Annotated in this window: 18 protein-coding genes and 1 pseudogene; 9 read left to right on the forward strand and 10 right to left on the reverse strand. The window is 70.8% G+C overall.

Annotated features, from left to right (window positions below):
* Window positions 1-24 precede the first annotated feature (24 nt).
* Window positions 25-528 (reverse strand): DUF6668 family protein, encoded by a 504-nt coding sequence (locus ACFY1U_RS06330; RefSeq protein WP_390692991.1) that lies wholly within the window; start codon window positions 526-528, stop codon window positions 25-27.
* Between the two features lie 258 nt (window positions 529-786).
* Here ACFY1U_RS06330 and ACFY1U_RS06335 point away from each other — a divergent pair, with 258 nt between their 5' ends.
* Window positions 787-2,013 carry a tetratricopeptide repeat protein gene (locus ACFY1U_RS06335; RefSeq protein ID WP_390692992.1) on the forward strand — a complete coding sequence of 409 codons (1,227 nt, stop codon included), beginning with the start codon at window positions 787-789 and terminating at the stop codon, window positions 2,011-2,013.
* Window positions 2,014-2,140: 127 nt separating this feature from the next.
* A pseudogene (locus ACFY1U_RS06340) lies at window positions 2,141-2,279 on the forward strand (peptidase M28); the annotation flags it as partial.
* Between the two features lie 108 nt (window positions 2,280-2,387).
* On the opposite strand, the gene ACFY1U_RS06345 reads toward ACFY1U_RS06340, so the two are convergent.
* The 4 genes from ACFY1U_RS06345 to ACFY1U_RS06360 form a co-directional block, all read right to left on the reverse strand.
* Window positions 2,388-2,654: a M28 family peptidase gene (locus ACFY1U_RS06345; RefSeq protein ID WP_390692993.1), complete on the reverse strand. Its 267-nt coding sequence runs from the start codon at window positions 2,652-2,654 to the stop codon at window positions 2,388-2,390.
* A 68-nt stretch (window positions 2,655-2,722) separates the two neighbouring features.
* Complete coding sequence (locus tag ACFY1U_RS06350; RefSeq protein WP_390692994.1) at window positions 2,723-3,211, reverse strand: VOC family protein; 489 nt, start codon at window positions 3,209-3,211, stop codon at window positions 2,723-2,725.
* A gap of 163 nt (window positions 3,212-3,374) precedes the next feature.
* Entirely contained in the window at window positions 3,375-4,322 is a 948-nt protein-coding gene (gene rarD, locus ACFY1U_RS06355) for an EamA family transporter RarD (RefSeq protein ID WP_390692995.1), read from the reverse strand.
* 119 nt (window positions 4,323-4,441) lie between these two features.
* On the reverse strand, window positions 4,442-5,296 hold the full coding sequence (locus tag ACFY1U_RS06360) for an SDR family oxidoreductase (RefSeq protein WP_390692996.1): 855 nt from the start codon (window positions 5,294-5,296) through the stop codon (window positions 4,442-4,444).
* 94 nt (window positions 5,297-5,390) lie between these two features.
* On the opposite strand from ACFY1U_RS06360, the gene ACFY1U_RS06365 reads away from it, so the two are divergent.
* Together ACFY1U_RS06365 and ACFY1U_RS06370 are read left to right on the forward strand one after the other, a co-directional pair.
* Window positions 5,391-5,801 (forward strand): winged helix-turn-helix transcriptional regulator, encoded by a 411-nt coding sequence (locus tag ACFY1U_RS06365; RefSeq protein WP_390692997.1) that lies wholly within the window; start codon window positions 5,391-5,393, stop codon window positions 5,799-5,801.
* A 96-nt stretch (window positions 5,802-5,897) separates the two neighbouring features.
* Window positions 5,898-6,251, forward strand: a complete 354-nt coding sequence (locus tag ACFY1U_RS06370; RefSeq protein ID WP_390692998.1) for a DUF6082 family protein — start codon at window positions 5,898-5,900, stop codon at window positions 6,249-6,251.
* Window positions 6,252-6,312: 61 nt separating this feature from the next.
* Here the strand turns inward: ACFY1U_RS06370 and ACFY1U_RS06375 are convergent, their stop codons facing one another.
* From ACFY1U_RS06375 to ACFY1U_RS06395, 5 genes are all read right to left on the reverse strand, one after another.
* Window positions 6,313-7,392 carry a 2-oxoacid:ferredoxin oxidoreductase subunit beta gene (locus tag ACFY1U_RS06375; RefSeq protein ID WP_390692999.1) on the reverse strand — a complete coding sequence of 360 codons (1,080 nt, stop codon included), beginning with the start codon at window positions 7,390-7,392 and terminating at the stop codon, window positions 6,313-6,315.
* On the reverse strand, window positions 7,385-9,313 hold the full coding sequence (locus ACFY1U_RS06380) for a 2-oxoacid:acceptor oxidoreductase subunit alpha (protein ID WP_390693000.1): 1,929 nt from the start codon (window positions 9,311-9,313) through the stop codon (window positions 7,385-7,387). The genes ACFY1U_RS06375 and ACFY1U_RS06380 overlap by 8 nt, the downstream gene beginning before the upstream one ends.
* Before the next feature lie 278 nt (window positions 9,314-9,591).
* Entirely contained in the window at window positions 9,592-10,251 is a 660-nt protein-coding gene (locus ACFY1U_RS06385) for a response regulator (RefSeq protein WP_390693656.1), read from the reverse strand.
* A 354-nt stretch (window positions 10,252-10,605) separates the two neighbouring features.
* Complete coding sequence (locus ACFY1U_RS06390) at window positions 10,606-11,964, reverse strand: sensor histidine kinase (RefSeq protein WP_390693001.1); 1,359 nt, start codon at window positions 11,962-11,964, stop codon at window positions 10,606-10,608.
* Window positions 11,965-12,092: 128 nt separating this feature from the next.
* Window positions 12,093-13,286 (reverse strand): sensor histidine kinase, encoded by a 1,194-nt coding sequence (locus ACFY1U_RS06395; protein ID WP_390693002.1) that lies wholly within the window; start codon window positions 13,284-13,286, stop codon window positions 12,093-12,095.
* A gap of 227 nt (window positions 13,287-13,513) precedes the next feature.
* Here ACFY1U_RS06395 and ACFY1U_RS06400 point away from each other — a divergent pair, with 227 nt between their 5' ends.
* From ACFY1U_RS06400 to ACFY1U_RS06420, 5 genes are read left to right on the forward strand one after another with little or no spacing between them, the layout of a single operon-like run.
* Entirely contained in the window at window positions 13,514-13,921 is a 408-nt protein-coding gene (locus ACFY1U_RS06400) for an NADH-quinone oxidoreductase subunit A (protein WP_344403636.1), read from the forward strand.
* Window positions 13,912-14,532, forward strand: a complete 621-nt coding sequence (locus tag ACFY1U_RS06405; RefSeq protein WP_390693003.1) for an NADH-quinone oxidoreductase subunit B — start codon at window positions 13,912-13,914, stop codon at window positions 14,530-14,532. The genes ACFY1U_RS06400 and ACFY1U_RS06405 overlap by 10 nt, the downstream gene beginning before the upstream one ends.
* Window positions 14,529-16,250, forward strand: a complete 1,722-nt coding sequence (locus ACFY1U_RS06410; RefSeq protein WP_390693004.1) for an NADH-quinone oxidoreductase subunit C — start codon at window positions 14,529-14,531, stop codon at window positions 16,248-16,250. Before ACFY1U_RS06405 ends, ACFY1U_RS06410 begins: the two co-directional genes overlap by 4 nt.
* Window positions 16,247-17,215, forward strand: a complete 969-nt coding sequence (locus ACFY1U_RS06415) for an NADH-quinone oxidoreductase subunit H (RefSeq protein ID WP_390693005.1) — start codon at window positions 16,247-16,249, stop codon at window positions 17,213-17,215. Before ACFY1U_RS06410 ends, ACFY1U_RS06415 begins: the two co-directional genes overlap by 4 nt.
* Window positions 17,215-17,826, forward strand: a complete 612-nt coding sequence (locus ACFY1U_RS06420) for an NADH-quinone oxidoreductase subunit I (RefSeq protein ID WP_266958883.1) — start codon at window positions 17,215-17,217, stop codon at window positions 17,824-17,826. The genes ACFY1U_RS06415 and ACFY1U_RS06420 overlap by 1 nt, the downstream gene beginning before the upstream one ends.
* The last annotated feature ends 2 nt before the right edge of the window (window positions 17,827-17,828 follow it).

Here is a 17,828-nt window from a genome sequence, read left to right on the forward strand (position 1 = left end):
CGACGCCGAACCCGCCCTTGCCTCTTACCTGCGCCGCGCCGCCGCCCCCATGAGACGGGCCAGTGCCTCCGTGCCACGCGGCGCCGACCCGCCGAGGTCACCGAGGCGCCAGTCGGACACCCAGGGCACGCGGTACACGTCGATGAGCGACTCGATCAGCCGCGCCTGCCGTTCGAGGGGTCGCGGCAGCCGCCCCGGTGCGTCCGCGACGAGTACGACAGCGTCGAGGTCGAGCCCCGGCGGGGCTTCCCCGAGGCGGAAGACCTCCAGGGTGCGCAGGGCGGCCGTCAGCCCCGACGCATGCGTCCGGGCGACGAGCAGGACGGACCGCGGGTCCTCGGGGCCGGGCCAGGCACGGCCGCAGTCGTGACCGCCGTAGACGGCGGCGAGTGTGGACACGCCCGCGCCGCCGTGCGTGCCCACCCAGGAGTAGCGCCGGGCGGTGGCGGCGGACGGGGCGGGCTGCTGCGGTCCCGGCTCCGGTACGGTGTCCGGGCCGCGGATCCAGATCTCAGGTCCCTGCTGCACGTCCGTCCGCCTGCCCGCCCTCCTCCCTCGTACACCCACCGGTGCTCATGGCGCCGGCCACACGACGGGGGCGAGCTCCTGGGACGAGTCTGTGACGCCATGGTGACCGGAGAACCGGCAGCGACCGGCGAGACTCAACAGTACGTGCACGAACGGATCTTGACGCCGGGGGAGCGGAAACCCGACGGCGGGAGGGAGCACCATGGAACCCGAACGCGCTGTCCGCAGACTCCCCGACGCATCCGAGTGAGGGAACCGATGGCTCGACTCAGCCGTGAGAAGAAGCGGGAACAGCAGCGCGCCGAGGGCTCGGCGGCCCTTGTGGCGGCACCGATCGACGTTCGCGTACCCGTAGCCGGTGCGGTCGGCGCCTGGGTCGGCGGTGTGCCGGTCGCCGCGGCCGCCGGCGAGGAGATCCAGCAGGCCGTCCTCAACCACCTCCACCGCATCGCCCTCGCCACCGGCCGTCCCGTCCGGGCCACCGTGCACGACGAGCGGATCGGCTGCGTCGTACACCTTCAGGTGGACACGGACGGGGCCAGCAGCTTCACCGGGGAACCCGTAGGGATGACTGTTTCCGCGGCGGAGGCTCCACCCTCCCCGCCGAGGCAGCCCGAGCATCCGCCCAGGGGCGACACGCCGACACACGTTCTGCGGGCGCCCGCGGAACCCGCGCGGGAGGCCTCGCCGACGTTCGTGCTGCGTGCGCTGCCACTACCGGCACCGGACAGGGCCCCGGGCACGGTGGCGGCCCCGACCGGGGAGTTCGGCCCGCCCCCGCCGATGGACGCGGTCCCGCAGCACCACCCGGAACCCGAGGACACGCCCGAACCCCGCGAGGAATCCGCACCCCGCAAGGAATCCGCGGACGCCCCCGCACCCAAACGCTCGGCGACCGCCCCCCTCCTCCTGGTCCCTCCGGACCCGGCCCTCGACCCCGACCCCAAGCCCACCCCCGCCCGCGGCTTCGACGCCATGGCCGAAGCCGTCCTCGGTGACGAACCGCCGACCGCTCCCGCCTTCCTCGCGGAGCCGATGGCGCAGATCAACGAGGCCGTGAAGGCGGGGCGCATAGAGACGGCGGCCGGGCTGGCCGAGACCACGGTCGAGGAGGCGTCGACGGCGCTCGGGCCGGAGCACGCCGAAGTGCTGCGGCTGCGCGAACTCACCGCGTACATCGCCTATTTGGCGGGCGAGCCGATCCGCGCCTTCCGGCTCTCGCTCGACCTGGCCAGGATCCACCGCCGCGCCCGGGACGCGGAGGCGGCCTACGGCAACATCCAGAGCGCGGCCTCCGCCTGGCGTGCCGTGCGCGATCCGCAGCAGGGCCTGGACCTCGGCCGCGAACTGATCGGCCTGTGGACCGAGCTCACGGCCGAGGACGGCCCGGCGGCCGACGACGTCGAGCGGCTGGAGTCGGCCCGCGCCCGCATGGGGCGGCTCACGGAACGAGCCCGCAAGTCGGCCCAGCAGACGCCGGGTTGACGACCAGGGACGGCTGCGCGACAGCCCCCCACCGCATGCGCGATGGCGTCGCTGTTGCGGTCCGGAGCGGTGTCGTCGATGTCGGACGTCGTGCCGCAGGAGCGGTGGCAGCAGGCGTCGAAGGCCCGAGACCGAGCGTGACGGCCGCTCCGACCACCCGCCGTTCAAGGAGGCGGGCGTCCCGGTGGGCGGGCTGTTCAGCGGCGCCGACCACGTCAAGACGGCGGGCGCAGGCGGCCGAGTGGGGCGGTACGTCGGGGAAGGCCTCGGTGGCGATGCCGAGACCGGTGAAGCAGTCCTTGACGCCTTCTCGATCGCCGGGTCGTCGTCGTGGACGAAGCAGCCGGGGTCCGGCGAGCCGATCATGTCGAAGTTCAGACAGCCGCTGATCTCGAGCGATTCGCGGCGGAGAGGCCGTCGACGTACCGGCCGGAGCCGACGATGCCCAGCTCCTCCGCGCCCCACCAGGCGAAACGCAGATGCCTGGGGGGTGGGTGATGGCGGGCCCGTGACACGGCGAGCGCGGTCTCCGGGGCGGCGGCCGAGCCGGAGCCGTCTCCCGCGCTGCCGTGCGCGCGGGTGCCGCCGTCGGCGGTGGCGATGGACTGCAGCCGGGCGAGGCGTGCCCTGACGTTCGCCACGGGGATGCCAGCTGCCACTGCACGCCCGGAAACGGAGAAGCCCGGCCGCCGCAGCTCCCCACTGTGACCTACTGCACGCAGAACTCGTTCCCCTCGGGGTCCGCCATCACCACCCACTCCCCGGCGGGCTCCTTCACCCGCCGCAGCACACTCGCCCCCAGCCCCGCCAGCCGCTCGACCTCTCCGTCCCGCCGCCCGTCGCCGGGATGCAGATCCAGATGCAGCCGGTTCTTGACGGTCTTCGCCTCCGGCACCCGCTGGAACAGCAGCCGCCGCCCGAGCCCCGTCCCCCGCTCCTGGTCGTACGGATCGTCCGGATGCCGTACCGCCATCAGATCCCGGAAGGCACGGCGCCCATGGAACTCGACGGTGGCCGCGACAGGCAGCGCCCCGAGTTCCAGCAGCCGTTCGACGAACGCACTGTTGTCCTCGACCTCATACCGCAACGCGGCGGCCCAGAAGTCGGCCTGCGCATGCGGATCACCGGCGTCGACGACCAGCTTCCAGTGGATGGGGGAGGGGCCGGACGGGGGCGTGGGTTCGGGCGTCTGCGTCATGCACCACTTATATGCGGCACGGCGGCCACTGTCCCGGCGCCGGCCGGGGCTTTGCCCTTCGGCCCGTCCGGCCATTTGAGGGCCAGGCCGTCCAGGCCGACACGGGGGCCCGGGGGAGAGCCCCCGGTCAGGCCGATACGGAGGCCCGGGGCAGAACCCCCGGTCAAGCGTCCACCGCAGCGGACGGCGCCGCCTCAAGCTTCGGCACGCGAACCCGGGCAAGCCTGGCAGCGGAACGCCACGCATCCCACGTCAGCAGACACAAGGCCACCCACACCAACGCAAACCCGGCCCACCGCTCCACCGGCATCGCCTCATGGAAGTACAGCACCCCGAGCAGAAACTGAAACACCGGCGCCAGGTACTGCAGCAGTCCCAGCGTCGACAACGGCACCCGAATCGCCGCCGCCCCGAAACACACCAGCGGCAACGCGGTCACCACCCCGGTCGCGGCGAGCAGGGCCCCGTGCCCCACCCCCTGCGACGCGAACGTCGATGCGCCCCGCGAGCTCAGCCACAGCAGATAACCCGCCGCGGGCAGGAACTGGATCGCGGTCTCCGCGGCCAGCGACTCGATCCCGCCGAGCCCGACCTTCTTCTTCACCAGCCCGTACGTCGCGAACGAGAAGGCGAGCGTGAGCGAGATCCACGGCGGCTGCCCGTATCCCACCGTGAGCACGACCACCGCGGCGAAGCCGGTCCCGACCGCCACCCACTGCACGGGCCGCAGCCGTTCCTTGAGGATCAGCACGCCCATGGCGATGGTGACCAGTGGGTTGATGAAGTACCCGAGCGAGGCCTCGACGACATGCCCGCTGTTCACAGACCAGATGTACACGCCCCAGTTGACGGTGATGACGGCCGCGGCGACCGCGACGAGCCCCAGTCTGCGCGGCTGCCGCAGCAGCTCGCCCGCCCAGGCCCAGCGCCGCATCACGACGAGCGCGGCGCCCACGAAGACCAGGGACCAGACCATTCGGTGGGCGAGGATCTCGACCGCGCCGGCGGGCTTCAGCAGGGGCCAGAAGAGGGGGACGAGCCCCCACATTCCGTAGGCGGCGAAACCGTTCAGCAGGCCTATGTGCCGCTCGCCCCTCGACGTCCCGGTCACGGGCCCCCTCCTCACCTCGTCACGCACGTGTGCCAGGCAGAAGGTAACGCCGAGCACCCCCGCCTGTCATGCTCGTATCGCCATACGGTCATGACAGGCGGGGGTGTCGCAGTCGTGGGTCAGCCCTTGACCGCCACCGCGATCGCGTCGGCGAGCGGCGTGGTCGGACGGCCGGCCAGGCGGGACAGGTCGCCGGTGGAGACGACCAGCTCGCCCTTCTCGATGGAGGCGTCCACGCCCGCGAAAATCGCGGCGAGCGGGCCGGGAAGTCCGGCGCCGGTCAGGATCCCGGTGAGGGCCTCGGCCGAGACGGGGCTGTAGGCGATCTCCTTGCCGGTCTGCTTGCTGAGCTCGGCCGCGTACTCGGCGAAGCTCCACGCCTCGTCGCCGCCCAGCTCGTACGTCTTGTTCTCGTGGCCCTCGCCGGTCAGTACGGCGACGGCGGCGGCCGCGTAGTCGGCCCGCGAGGCGGAGGAGACCCGGCCCTCACCGGCGGCGGCGACGACGGCGTTGTGCTCCAGCACGGGGGCCAGGTTCTCGGTGTAGTTCTCGTGGTACCAGCCGTTGCGCAGCAGCGTGAACGGCACGCCGGAGGCGAGAAGGGCCTCCTCGGTGGCGCGGTGGTCGTCGGCGAGCGCGGCCGTCAGGCTGCCGGGGGCGCTGGTGTACGCGAGCAGCGCGACACCGGCGGCCTTCGCGGCCTCGATGACCACCTTGTGCTGGCCGACACGGCCCTTGTCGAACTCGTTGCCGGAGATGAGCAGCACCTTGTCACCGGCCGAGAAGACGCTGTCGAAGGTCTCGGGCGCGTTGTAGTCGGCGACCGCGAGCTTCACACCGCGTGCGGCGAAGTCGGCGCCCTTCGCCTCGTCGCGTACGACGGCGGTGATCTGCTCTGCCGGGACCTTCTCCAGCAGCTGCTCCACGACGTGACGGCCGAGGTGTCCGGTCGATCCGGTGACGACGATGCTCATGATCTGCGATCTCCTTGTGGGGTGCGGATGTGCCACTAACCCTAGAGGCGGCGCTAACTATTGGAAAGTACCCACTTTGAAGTAAGGTACTGGCATGGCAGTAAGCAACCCGGAAACCGCCGTCGAGCCCGGCCCCGTCGCCAAGTACGACACCGGCGAGGCGATGTGCCCCTACCGCCTGGTCCTGGAACACCTCACCAGCCGCTGGGGCGTGCTGGTCCTGATCGAACTCCTGGAGCGCCCCTACCGCTTCAGTGAACTGCGCCGGGCCATCGGCCGCGTCAGCGAGAAGATGCTCACCCAGACCCTGCAGACCCTGGAGCGCGACGGACTGGTCCACCGCGACGCCAAGCCGGTGATCCCGCCGAGGGTCGACTACTCCCTGACCGACCTGGGACGGGAGGCGGCGGAACAGGTGCGCGGGCTGGCGATGTGGACGCAGCAGCGGATGGGGGCGGTACAAGAGGCGCGCGAGGTGTACGACGCGCGCAAAGCCAGCTCCTGAGCAGGGGCGACGTGCCCGTGCGAGCGCTTTGACGCATGCGGTCGAACCGCTCGGGGAACACACTCCTCACGGGGCGTCGGATCGGGGGGCTCGGACATGGCCGTACCGCAACAGGACACGCTTGTCGGGGAGTTGCTCCGGCAGATCGGCCGTCTGACCGAGGAGCTCGCCCGTGCCGGCGAGGAGTTGCGCCGGGCGAACCTCATCGAACTGCACCGCCTGTTCGTGGAGCAGCTGGACCGGGCGATCGGGGATCCGCTGCTCGCCGAGGTGGTGAGCACGCTGGACGGAGTCTCCGAGAGCAGGCGGCGGCAGATGCTCTTCGCCAACCGCCAGTACGGCCTGATTCTGCTGGCCTACCAGATCGGTGCGATCGACCGGGGCGAACTCCTCGGCGCTTTGCGGATATTGGGGAAGAACGCGGTCTTCGCCGAATACTGGGACGTGTGACATCGATGCGGAAGGGCCCGGACCCCGTACAGGGTCCGGGCCCTCCGTATGCACGTCTCGGTCAGCCGACGACCGTCCAGGTGTCCCCGCCCGCCAGCAGCGCGGCCAGGTCGCCCTTGCCGTTCTGCACGATCGCCGTGTCCAGCTGGTCGGCCATCTGGGTGTCGTACACCGGCCGGTCCACCGACCGCAGCACACCGATCGGGGTGTTGTACAGGGTGTCCGGGTCGGCCAGCCGGGACAGCGCGAAGGCGGTGGTCGGCGACTCGGCGTGGGCGTCGTGGACCAGAATCCGGGACTCATTGTCCGCCGTCACGTCGACCACCTTCAGATCGCCGGTGGCCACATCCCGGACCACGCCCTTGGACAGGTCGCTGCCGAAGCGGATCGGCTGCCCGTGCTCGAGCCGGATCACCGCTTCCTCGGCCTGCTGCTTGTCCTTCAGGGCCTCGAAGGCGCCGTCGTTGAAGATGTTGCAGTTCTGGTAGATCTCGATCAGGGCGGTGCCCGGGTGGGCGGCCGCCTGGCGCAGCACCTCGGTCAGATGTTTGCGGTCCGAGTCGATGGTGCGGGCGACGAAGGAGGCCTCCGCGCCGATCGCCAGCGACACCGGGTTGAAGGGCGCGTCCAGCGAGCCCATCGGCGTCGACTTGGTGATCTTGCCGACCTCCGAGGTCGGCGAGTACTGCCCCTTGGTCAGGCCGTAGATGCGGTTGTTGAACAGCAGGATCTTGAGGTTCACATTGCGGCGCAGCGCATGGATGAGGTGGTTGCCGCCGATGGACAGGGCGTCACCGTCACCGGTGACCACCCACACCGACAGATCCCGCCGGCTGGAGGCCAGCCCGGTCGCGATGGCGGGCGCCCGGCCGTGGATCGAGTGCATTCCGTACGTGTTCATGTAGTACGGGAAGCGGGACGAGCAGCCGATGCCCGAGACGAAGACGATGTTCTCCTTGGCGAGGCCCAGCTCCGGCATGAAGCCCTGGACGGCCGCCAGGATCGCGTAGTCACCGCAGCCGGGGCACCAGCGCACTTCCTGGTCGGACTTGAAGTCCTTCATGGACTGGCGGGCCTCGGCCTTGGGGACGAGCGAGAGCGCCTCGATCGTGCCCGTGCCTTCCGTGGACGTCTCAGCCATCGATGGCCTCCTTGAGAGCCGTGGCGAGCTGCTCAGCCTTGAACGGCATGCCGTTCACCTGGTTGTACGAGTGGGCGTCTACCAGGTACTTCGCCCGGATCAGCATGGCGAGCTGCCCGAGGTTCATCTCGGGAATCACCACCTTGTCGTAACGCTTCAGGACCGCGCCGAGATTCCTCGGGAAGGGGTTCAGGTGCCGCAGATGGGCCTGCGCGATGGACTCCCCGGCCGTACGCAGCCGCCGTACCGCCGCCGTGATCGGTCCGTAGGTCGAACCCCAGCCGAGCACCAGCGTGCGCGCCTCGTGCGGGTCGTCGACCTCCAGCTCCGGCACGTCGATGCCGTCGATCTTGGCCTGCCGGGTGCGGACCATGAAGTCGTGGTTGGCGGGGGCGTAGGAGATGTTCCCGGTTCCGTCCTCCTTCTCGATGCCGCCGATGCGGTGTTCGAGACCGGGCGTGCCGGGGATGGCCCAGGGGCGGGCGAGGGTCTGCGGGTCGCGCTTGTACGGCCAGAAGACCTCGGTGCCGTCCTCCAGCGTGTGGTTCGGACCCTGCGCGAACTGCACGGTCAGGTCCGGCAGTTCGTCCAGCTCCGGGATGCGCCAGGGCTCCGAGCCGTTGGCCAGATAGCCGTCCGAGAGCAGCATCACCGGAGTCCGGTACGTCAGCGCGATCCGCGCCGCCTCCATGGCCGCGTCGAAGCAGTCGGCCGGGGTCCTGGGGGCGATCACCGGAACCGGAGCTTCGCCGTTGCGCCCGAACATGGCCTGCAGCAGATCGGCCTGCTCGGTCTTGGTCGGCAGACCGGTGGACGGCCCGCCGCGCTGGATGTCGATGACCAGCAGCGGCAGCTCCAGGGAGACGGCGAGCCCGATGGTCTCGCTCTTGAGCGCCACACCCGGGCCGGAGGTCGTCGTCACCCCCAGCGAGCCGCCGAAGGCCGCGCCCAGCGCCGCGCCGATGCCGGCGATCTCGTCCTCGGCCTGGAAGGTCCGTACGCCGAAGTTCTTGTGCTTGCTCAGCTCGTGCAGGATGTCCGAGGCCGGAGTGATCGGGTACGAGCCCAGGAAGAGCGGCAGGTCGGCCTGGCGCGAGGCGGCGATCAGGCCGTAGGCGAGGGCCAGGTTCCCGGAGATGTTGCGGTAGGTGCCGGTCGGGAAGGCGGTCGTCGCCGGCGCGATCTCGTAGGAGACCGCGAAGTCCTCGGTCGTCTCGCCGAAGTTCCAGCCCGCGCGGAACGCGGCGAGGTTCGCCTCGGCGATCTGCGGCTTCTTCGCGAACTTGGTCCGCAGGAACTTCTCGGTGCCCTCGGTGGGCCGGTGGTACATCCAGCTCAGCAGCCCCAGCGCGAACATGTTCTTGCTGCGCTCGGCCTCCTTGCGGGAGAGATCGAACTCCTTGAGCGCCTCGACCGTCAGCGTCGTCAGCGGCACCTCGTGCAGGCTGTACCCGTCGAGCGAGCCGTCCTCCAGGGGGGAGGCGGCGTACCCGACCTTCTGCATCGCCCGTTTGGTGAACTCGTCCGTGTTGACGATGATCTCCGCGCCGCGCGGCAGGTCGGCGATGTTGGCCTTGAGGGCGGCGGGGTTCATGGCGACCAGCACATTGGGCGCGTCGCCCGGGGTGAGGATGTCGTGGTCGGCGAAGTGCAGCTGGAAGGACGACACACCCGGCAGGGTCCCGGCAGGGGCCCGGATCTCGGCGGGGAAGTTCGGAAGAGTGGACAGATCGTTCCCGAAGGACGCGGTTTCGGAGGTGAAACGGTCACCGGTGAGCTGCATACCGTCACCGGAGTCCCCCGCGAAGCGGATGATCACCCGGTCCAGCCGGCGTACGTCCTTCGTTCCGCCCGGCCCCCGCTGCTCTCCGACGACGGCTCCGTCTGCCTGCTCCGCTGTCCTGCTGACCTGGCTGGTCACTGAACTGGACCTCCCTCGAGGCGGCTGTCTGGGACCGGCCTTCCCGTAGGCCTTCCCAAAATCAACCCTACGTCGGTTAGGGTCGCCTTCCCGTGGCCATTCGCATCATGGACACAGCTTTGAGACGGTGCGACGCCCTGACTTGTCATGATTTCTCGCCCCCCGGCGCTCCCTGTGAAGACGCTCCGTGCGATGGGTTCGGTTCTAGGGCCGGACGGTCGGCGGACGGACAGTGGATCGACGACTGAACGCGCGCTTACTGACTCAGTGTCAGCCCGTCAGGAGTTCAGATAGGTGAGGACCGCGAGAACGCGCCGGTGATCCCCGTCACTCTGGGACAGCCCGAGCTTCAGGAAGATGTTGCTGACGTGCTTCTCCACGGCGCCGTCGCTCACCACCAGCTGCCGCGCGACGGCCGAGTTGGTCCGCCCCTCGGCCATCAGCCCCAGCACCTCCCGCTCCCGCGGCGTGAGCCCGGCCAGCACGTCCTGCTTACGGCTGCGCCCCAGCAGCTGCGCGACCACTTCCGGGTCCAACGCGGTACCGCCCTCGGCCACCCGCACCACTGCGTCCACGAACTCCCGGACCTCGGCCACCCGGTCCTTGAGCAGATATCCGACGCCATGACTGGAACCGGCCAGCAGTTCGGTGGCGTAGCGCTCCTCCACGTACTGCGACAGCACGAGCACACCGAGCCCCGGATGGGCCTTGCGCAGCTGCACCGCGGCCCGCACGCCTTCATCGGTGTGCGTCGGCGGCATCCGCACGTCCGCGACCACGACATCGGGCAGCTCGCCCTGCGCGTCCAGCTCGGTGATGGTCTTGATCAGCGCGTCGCCGTCACCCACCCCGGCGACCACGTCATGCCCACGGTCGGTCAACAGCCGGGTCAGCCCCTCCCTGAGCAGCACTGAATCCTCGGCGATGACCACCCGCACCCTGTCCTCCACGATCCCCGGTCCCCCCAGCCCGACTCCGTCTGCCAGTAGTCCAGCATTCCAGCATTCGGACCCGGCCGCCTCTGGCCAACGGGAATCAACGGGATTCCGTGCACGGCACGACGGGTTCCGGCCGCGGGATGGCGGGTTGTCGATCATTGGGGCCGGATTCTCGGCGCGGCCGGCGTCTTTCAGCCCGTCCGGCGTTTGAGGACGAGGCCGTCCAGGCCGATCGGGGGCCCAGGGGGCAGAGCCCCCTGGCGGGGCCGAAGGGGCGGCGCCCTTGGGACGGGCTGGGTAGGGGCGGCGGGGGCGAGCCGCATCCAGCAGCGGCTCCGCCGCGGGCCCCGGCGCTCACCCCAGCGCCCGCTCCCCCCGCCACGGCAACTCCGCAGTCACCCGGGTAGGCCCCCCGACCGGCGAATCCACCACCAGAATCCCGTCCACCGCATCCAGCCGCTCAGCAAGCCCCCCCAGCCCGGACCCGGCGGAGGCATCCGCCCCACCCACCCCGTTGTCCACGACCTGCACCATCAGCCGGCTCTCCACCCGCCACACATCCACCGCGGCCCACGTGGCCCGAGCATGCTTGCTGATGTTCTGCAGCAGCTCCGACACCGTGAAGTACGCAATCCCCTCGATGGCAGGCGCCGGCCGCTCGGCCAGGTCCACCTCCACCTGCACCGGCACAGTGCAGCGCGAGGCCACAGCGGACAGCGCCGCATCCAGCCCCCGGTCCGTCAGCACCGCCGGATGAATCCCGCGGGCCAGATCCCGCAGCTCCTGCAGCGCCGTCTTCACCTCGCCGTGCGCCTCGTCCACCATCCGCGCCGCCGCCCGCGGATCCTCCGCCAGCTTCTCCTTCGCCAGCCCCAGATCCATGGCCAAGGCCACCAGGCGGGCCTGCGCCCCGTCGTGCAGATCCCGCTCGATCCGCCGCAGATCCGCAGCCGCCGTGTCCACCACGACACCCCGGTCCGACTCCAGCTCCACCACCCGAGTCGCCAGCCGGGACGGCCCGAGCAGCCCGTGCACCAGCACCCGGTCCACCATCGTCAGCGCCCGCACGATCCACGGCGTGGCCAGCGTGAACAGCAGTCCCACCAGCGCCGTGACGGTGATCTCGAAGGGGTTGTCGAGGTAGATGCTGTGGCTGCCGTCGCCGTACAGCTGAAGCCCGCCCTGGCCGCCGTACATCGGAAAGAGCCAGAACCACAGCGGATACGTCAGCAGCCCCCAGCCGTACGCCCAGAAGTTGACGGCGACCACGAACGAGAACACCGACCACGGGAACTGCACCAGCGCATACAGCAGCGCCCGCCACGACGTGCCGCTCTTCAGCACGGCCCCCATCCAGGCCATCACGCCGGACTTCCTCATCCGCAGCGGCTCCGGGTCGGCCACCTCGAGCCCCAGCAGCCCCCTCGCCCGTGCCCGCTCCAGCGCACCGAGGCCCCGGCAGCCGACCAGCCCCGCCGCCAGCACCGGAATGCCGAGGAACGTCACCAGCAGACCCGCTCCGAGCGACACCATCGTGACGGCGTAGACGAACAGCATGATGCCGATCGGCAGGCTCAGCAGCACATACCCGAACTCGCGCCAGCTGCGTCCCTCGAACGGCGCCCGCAGCCCGGCCGGCAGCCGGCGCCGCGTCCCCTCGGTGAAGGCGAGCCCGCTGTCGTGCCCGTAGCCCTGTCCGTACTCCGTGGCCATCGGCGTCGTCCGTTCTACTCGTCCCGTTCGCCCTGTCCGGCTGTGGCTGTCCCGCCGTACCCCCACACTGCTGCGCCGCAGGTCCGCGGACCATGGAGGCCGTCGGCCTCTTGGAAGGGGGGTTTTCCCTACCCCTTGCCGGGAGCGCGGTCGCGCCACGGCAGCTCCGCCGTGACCACGGTCGGCCCGCCCTGCGGCGAGTCGATGACGAACAGTCCGTCGACGGCGCCCAGCCGGTCGGCGAGCCCCTGCATCCCCGAGCCTCCGTCCAGGCGCGCGCCCCCGCGGCCGTCGTCCTCGACCTGGATGAGCAGCCGGTCCGTCGCCCGCCACACCTCGACGGACGCGGTCTTCGCCGCGCTGTGCTTGCTGATGTTCTGCAGCAGCTCGGACACGGTGAAGTAGGCGATGCCCTCGATGGCCGCGGCGGGCCGGGAGGCCAGATCGACCGTCACCTTCACGGGCACCGTGCAGCGCGAGGCGACCGCGGACAGCGCGGCGTCGAGCCCCCGGTCCGTCAGTACGGCCGGATGGATCCCCCTGGCCAGATCCCGCAGCTCCTGCAGCGCGAGCTTCACCTCGCCGTGCGCCTCCGCGACCATCTCCGCCGCCGAGTCGGGATCCTCCAGGAGCTTCTCCTTGGCCAGGCCAAGGCCCATCGCCAGATTGACCAGGCGGGCCTGCGCGCCGTCGTGCAGATCGCGTTCGATGCGCCGCAGATCTGCGTTGGCGGTGTCGACCACGACCCCCCGGTCCGACTCAAGCTCCGCGATACGCCGCTCCAGCTCGTCGGAGGGCGACAGCAGCCCGCGCACCATCGCCCGATCGGCGTTGGCCAGCCCCCGCGCGATGAACGGCAGCACCGGCCACAGCACGAACAGTGAGGTCAGCGTGATGACAAAGGTCAGGATCCCCCAGGGCAGCCGGATGAAGTCGTACAGCACCGTGCGCCAGCCCACCGGGTCCTTCACCCGCATCCACATCCACGGGACGAATCCGGTGCCCCGTCCGGGCAGCCGGCTCGGCTCGTCCACCCGCACCCCGAGCAGCTTCCTGGCCCGCGCCCGCTCCATCCTGCCCAGCAGTCGCGCGCCGGTCAGACCGGCGGCCAGCAGCGGGAACCCGATCACCGTCACGGTCAGCCAGAAGCCGGTGAACAGCACCGTCACGACATAGACGAACCCGATCAGCGACACCGGAAGGTTCGCCAGCAGATGCGCGATCTCCTTCCAGGTGTGCCGGTCGTAGGCGAAACGGACGGGCGGCAGACGGTCGCCGTCACCTTCCTTGGCCCCCATCGGGCGCGCGTGTCGTTCGGTCATATGGGCTAGCGTGCCGCGCGCCGGGCGCCCGCGCCATGAGGTCGGCCGCCCCCGTCCCCTGGGGAAAACCCCACCCCGGGAGCTCCTCGGCGGCTTCCCGGCATCTCAAGGTCGTCTCAAGCGGTGACGGGCTGCTTACCGTGTCTTTATCAGGGCCTAGACTCCCGTGCGTACAGATCGTCGAACAGCAGAGTTCATCAAGGTCGCAGGGAGCGAGGGGTACGGACGTGCGGGAATCGACCGTCGCCGGTCCGACCGTCGTCGCGGCGGACTACTTCCAGTCGTACTCGGTCGTCGGACTGCTCGCCGTCGTGGGCGTGCTGTTCGTCGCGGTCGCCTTCGGCGCCGGCCGACTGCTGCGGCCCATGGTCCCCACTCCCGAGAAGCTCCTGACGTACGAGTGCGGAGTCGACCCCGTCGGCGAGGGCTGGGCCCACACCCAGGTCCGCTACTACGTCTACGCCTTTCTGTACGTCATCTTCGCCGTCGACTCGATCTTCCTGTTCCCGTGGGCGACGGTGTTTGCCGCCCACGGGTACGGCGTGACCACACTGGTGGAGATGTTCATCTTCCTCGGCTTCCTGGCCGTGGGCCTGCTGTACGCATACAAGAAGGGCGTCCTGGCATGGACGTGACGACGCCGGACACCAACGGTCAGCCCGTACTCCTCCCGGAACCGAAACGGCTGGGCGCCCTCGCCCGCCTGGCCCCCGAGCCGATGAAGGTGGTCCTGAACTGGGGCCGCCGGTACTCGCTGTGGGTCTTCAACTTCGGTCTCGCCTGCTGCGCGATCGAGTTCATCGCCGCGTCGATGGCCCGCCACGACTTCATCCGCCTGGGCGTCATCCCCTTTGCGCCTGGCCCCCGCCAGGCCGACCTGATGGTCGTCTCCGGCACGGTCACGGACAAGATGGCCCCGGCCGTGAAGCGCCTGTACGAACAGATGCCGGAACCCAAGTACGTCATCTCCTTCGGCGCCTGCAGCAACTGCGGCGGCCCCTACTGGGACTCCTACTCCGTCACCAAGGGCGTCGACCAGATCATCCCGGTCGACGTCTACGTCCCCGGCTGCCCGCCCCGCCCCGAGGCCCTCCTCCAGGGGATCCTCAAGCTCCAGGAGAAGATCGCCCGGGAGTCGCTGGGGGAGCGCTACGGCACCGCACCGGCGCGCCCGTCGGCGGCGGCCCTGCAAAGCGGCCTGGTGAAGCCCCCGTCTCCCGGCGCTCCTGTGGAGGAGGACCGATGAGCACGGTCGGCTGGCTCCCCGCCCCCGCCGACGAGCTGTTCGGTACGGAGGCCACCGCCGAGGAGTCGTACGAGCTCCTGACGGTCGACGTCCCGCCGGCCACCTGGCCGGCAGCGCTGGAGGTGGCCCGCGACCAGCTGTCGTGCACCTACTTCGACTGGCTGAGCGCGGTCGACGAGCCTGGCACGGGATTCCGCGTCTCGGCCCACGTCGTCTGCCTGTCTCCCGTGCGCCGTCTGCTGCTGCGCACCACGGTCCCGCACGAGGCGCCGACGCTGGCCTCCGCCGTCGGCGTCTACGCGGGCGCGGCCTGGCACGAACGCGAGACCCACGAAATGTTCGGCGTCGTCTTCGAGGGCCACCCCGCCCTGGACCACCTCCTCCTCCCGGAAACCTTCGAAGGCCACCCCCTGCGCAAGGACTTCGTCCTGGCCGCCCGCGTGGCCAAGGCCTGGCCGGGCGCCAAGGAACCCGGCGAGTCCGACCACGGCGGCCCCAAGCGCCGCCAGATGCTCCCCCCGGGCGTCCCCGACCCGAACGAATGGGGCCCCCTGAAGGGCCAACTCCCCCCTGCCCCGGCCCGCCCCACCCGAGCCGCAGGCCGCCCCCCGGCCGACCGCCCGGCCCGCCCAGCAGCCGACCGCCCGGCGCGCCGCACCCGCTCGTCAGCGGAGGGCTCGGCCAGCCAGCCGACGACACCGCCCTCCTCGGCCGACACCCCGGCTGCTCCGCGGCGTGCGCGATCGGCGGCGGAGGGGTCAGCGAGCCAGGTGGAGGGCGCGAGCGGTCGGGCGGCGGACGCGGGGCCTGCCGACGCACCGGCTGCTGCGCGGCGTGCGCGTTCGGCGGCGGAGGGGTCGGTTAGTCAGGCGGCGTCCTCCACGGCTGAGGGTGCTACGGCGGGCCCGGCTGCTGCGCGGCGTGCGCGTTCGGCGGCGGAGGGCTCGGTTAGTCAGGCGGAGTCGACTCCGCCTGAGGGCGCCCCGGCCGACCGGCAGGCGTCGACTCCGGCCGACCGGCAGCCGGGTGCCTCCGGTGCGGCAGCGCCGCGACGCACACGCAGCGCGAGCGAAGGCTCCGCCTCGCAGGCCCCCCGGACACCGGCGACAGAGGCCCCAACCACCCGACCCGCACTCGCCCCGCGCAGTTCGGACGCCCCGTGGCACCACGCCCGCCCGGCTTTCGACGAGCCGGAGACCGAGCCGAGGCCTGAGGGCGAACCGAGGCCTGAGGGTGAGCCGAGGCCTGAGGGTGAGCCGAGGCTGGAGAGTGGGCCGGCCGTGGAAGGTGAGCCGGCCCCGGGGACCGAAGCGAGGCCTGGGACGAAGCCGAGCGCGGATGCGAAGTCGGCCCCGGAGGGCGAGCCGGGCCCGGTGCTGGAGCGGCAGCCGGAGGGCGAGCCGAGCCCGGTGGTGAAGCGGCAGCCGGCGGTTGAGTCGAGCCCGGTTCCCGAGCGGCAGCCGGCGGCGGAGTCGTGCCCGGATGCCGAGCCTGTCGCCGAACCGGCGGGCGAAGCCGAACCCTCCGCGGAACCCTCCGCCGGCGCCGGCTCCGACGCGGGTTCAGGCTCCGCCGAAGCAACCACCGGTGACAGCCCCTCAAGGCCGGCCTCCTCCGAGGAGGCCCCCGCCGAGAAGTCCCCCCACGCCACCCCCGAAGATCCGTCCGCCGAAGATCCGGACGCGAACCCGGAAGACCCCGCAGGAGGCCCGCAGTGACCGACGCCCTGGACGTCACCCTGCGACTTCTGATCGTGTTCGTCGTCTTCCTCACCTTCCCCCTGATCGTCGGCCAGACCGAGCACAAGGTCATGGCCCACATGCAGGGCCGCCTCGGCCCGATGTACGCAGGCGGCTTCCACGGCTGGGCACAACTCGTCGCCGACGGCGTGAAGTTCGCGCAGAAGGAAGACGTCGTCCCGGCAGGCGCGGACCGCCGTATCTTCCAGCTCGCCCCCGCCGTGGCCCTCCTCCCGTACCTCCTGGTTCTCCTGGCCATCCCCATCGGCCCCGGCGAGGGCGCCGTCGGTCAGGTCCTGGACGCGGGCATCTTCTTCGTCCTGGCGGTGATGGGCGTAGGCGTCCTCGGCTCCCTCATGGCCGGCTGGGCCTCCGCAAACAAGTTCTCCCTCCTCGGCGGCCTCCGCACCGCCGCGCAGCTCCTCGCCTACGAACTCCCGATGCTCCTCGCCGCCGCCTCCGTCGCAATGGCGGCCGGCACGGTCTCCCTCCCCGGCATCCTGGACGCCTTCCGATGGTGGTGGCTGCCCTGGCAGATCGTCGGCGCGATCGTCTTCTTCGTCGCCGGTCTCGCCGAACTCCAGCGCCCGCCCTTCGACATGCCCGTCGCCGATTCGGAGATCATCTTCGGCGCGTACACCGAGTACACCGGCCTGCGCTTTGCCCTGTTCCTCCTCGCCGAGTACGCCGGAATCATCGTCCTGTGCGGCCTGACCACCGTCCTCTTCCTGGGCGGCTGGCACGGCCCCTGGGGCGCCGACGGCCTTGGCTGGGTCTGGACCCTGCTGAAGACGGCCGTCCTCGCCTTCCTCGTGATCTGGCTCCGCGTCACCTATCCCCGGCTACGCGAGGACCAGCTCCAGAAACTCTCCTGGACCCTCCTCGTTCCTCTCTCCCTCGCTCAGATCGCCCTCACCGGCATCGTCAAGGTGGTGATCTCCTGATGGCTGAGCCGCTCCCGCCCACCCGCTCCCGCATCCCCGGCTCCGGCCTGGCCAAGGGGCTGGCGGTCACCCTCCGCACGATGACGCGGAAAACCGTCACCGAGCAGTACCCCGACGTCCAGCCCGACCTCCCGCCCCGCACCCGCGGTGTCATCGGCCTGTTCGAGGAGAACTGCACCGTCTGCATGCTCTGCGCCCGGGAGTGCCCGGACTGGTGCATCTACATCGACTCCCACAAGGAGACGGTGCCGGCGGCCACCCCGGGCGGCCGCGAACGCAGCCGCAACGTTCTCGATCGCTTCGCCATCGACTTCTCCCTGTGCATGTACTGCGGTATCTGCATCGAGGTCTGTCCTTTCGACGCCCTGTTCTGGTCCCCGGAGTTCGAATACGCCGAGACCGACATCCACGAACTCACCCACGAACGCGACAAGCTCCGTGAGTGGATGTGGACGGTCCCGGCCCCGCCCGCCCTCGACCCCGGCGCGGAGGAGCCGAAGGAGATCGCCGCCGCCCGCAAGACCGCGGAGAAGCTCGCCGCCGCGCAGGCCGAGCCCACCGAAGCCGCCGAGCCTGCCCGGCCGACCGAACCCGAGGGAGGCGCGTCGTGACC

The sequence above is a fragment of the Streptomyces sp. NPDC001351 genome, from assembly GCF_042896045.1.
Taxonomy (GTDB): domain Bacteria; phylum Actinomycetota; class Actinomycetes; order Streptomycetales; family Streptomycetaceae; genus Streptomyces.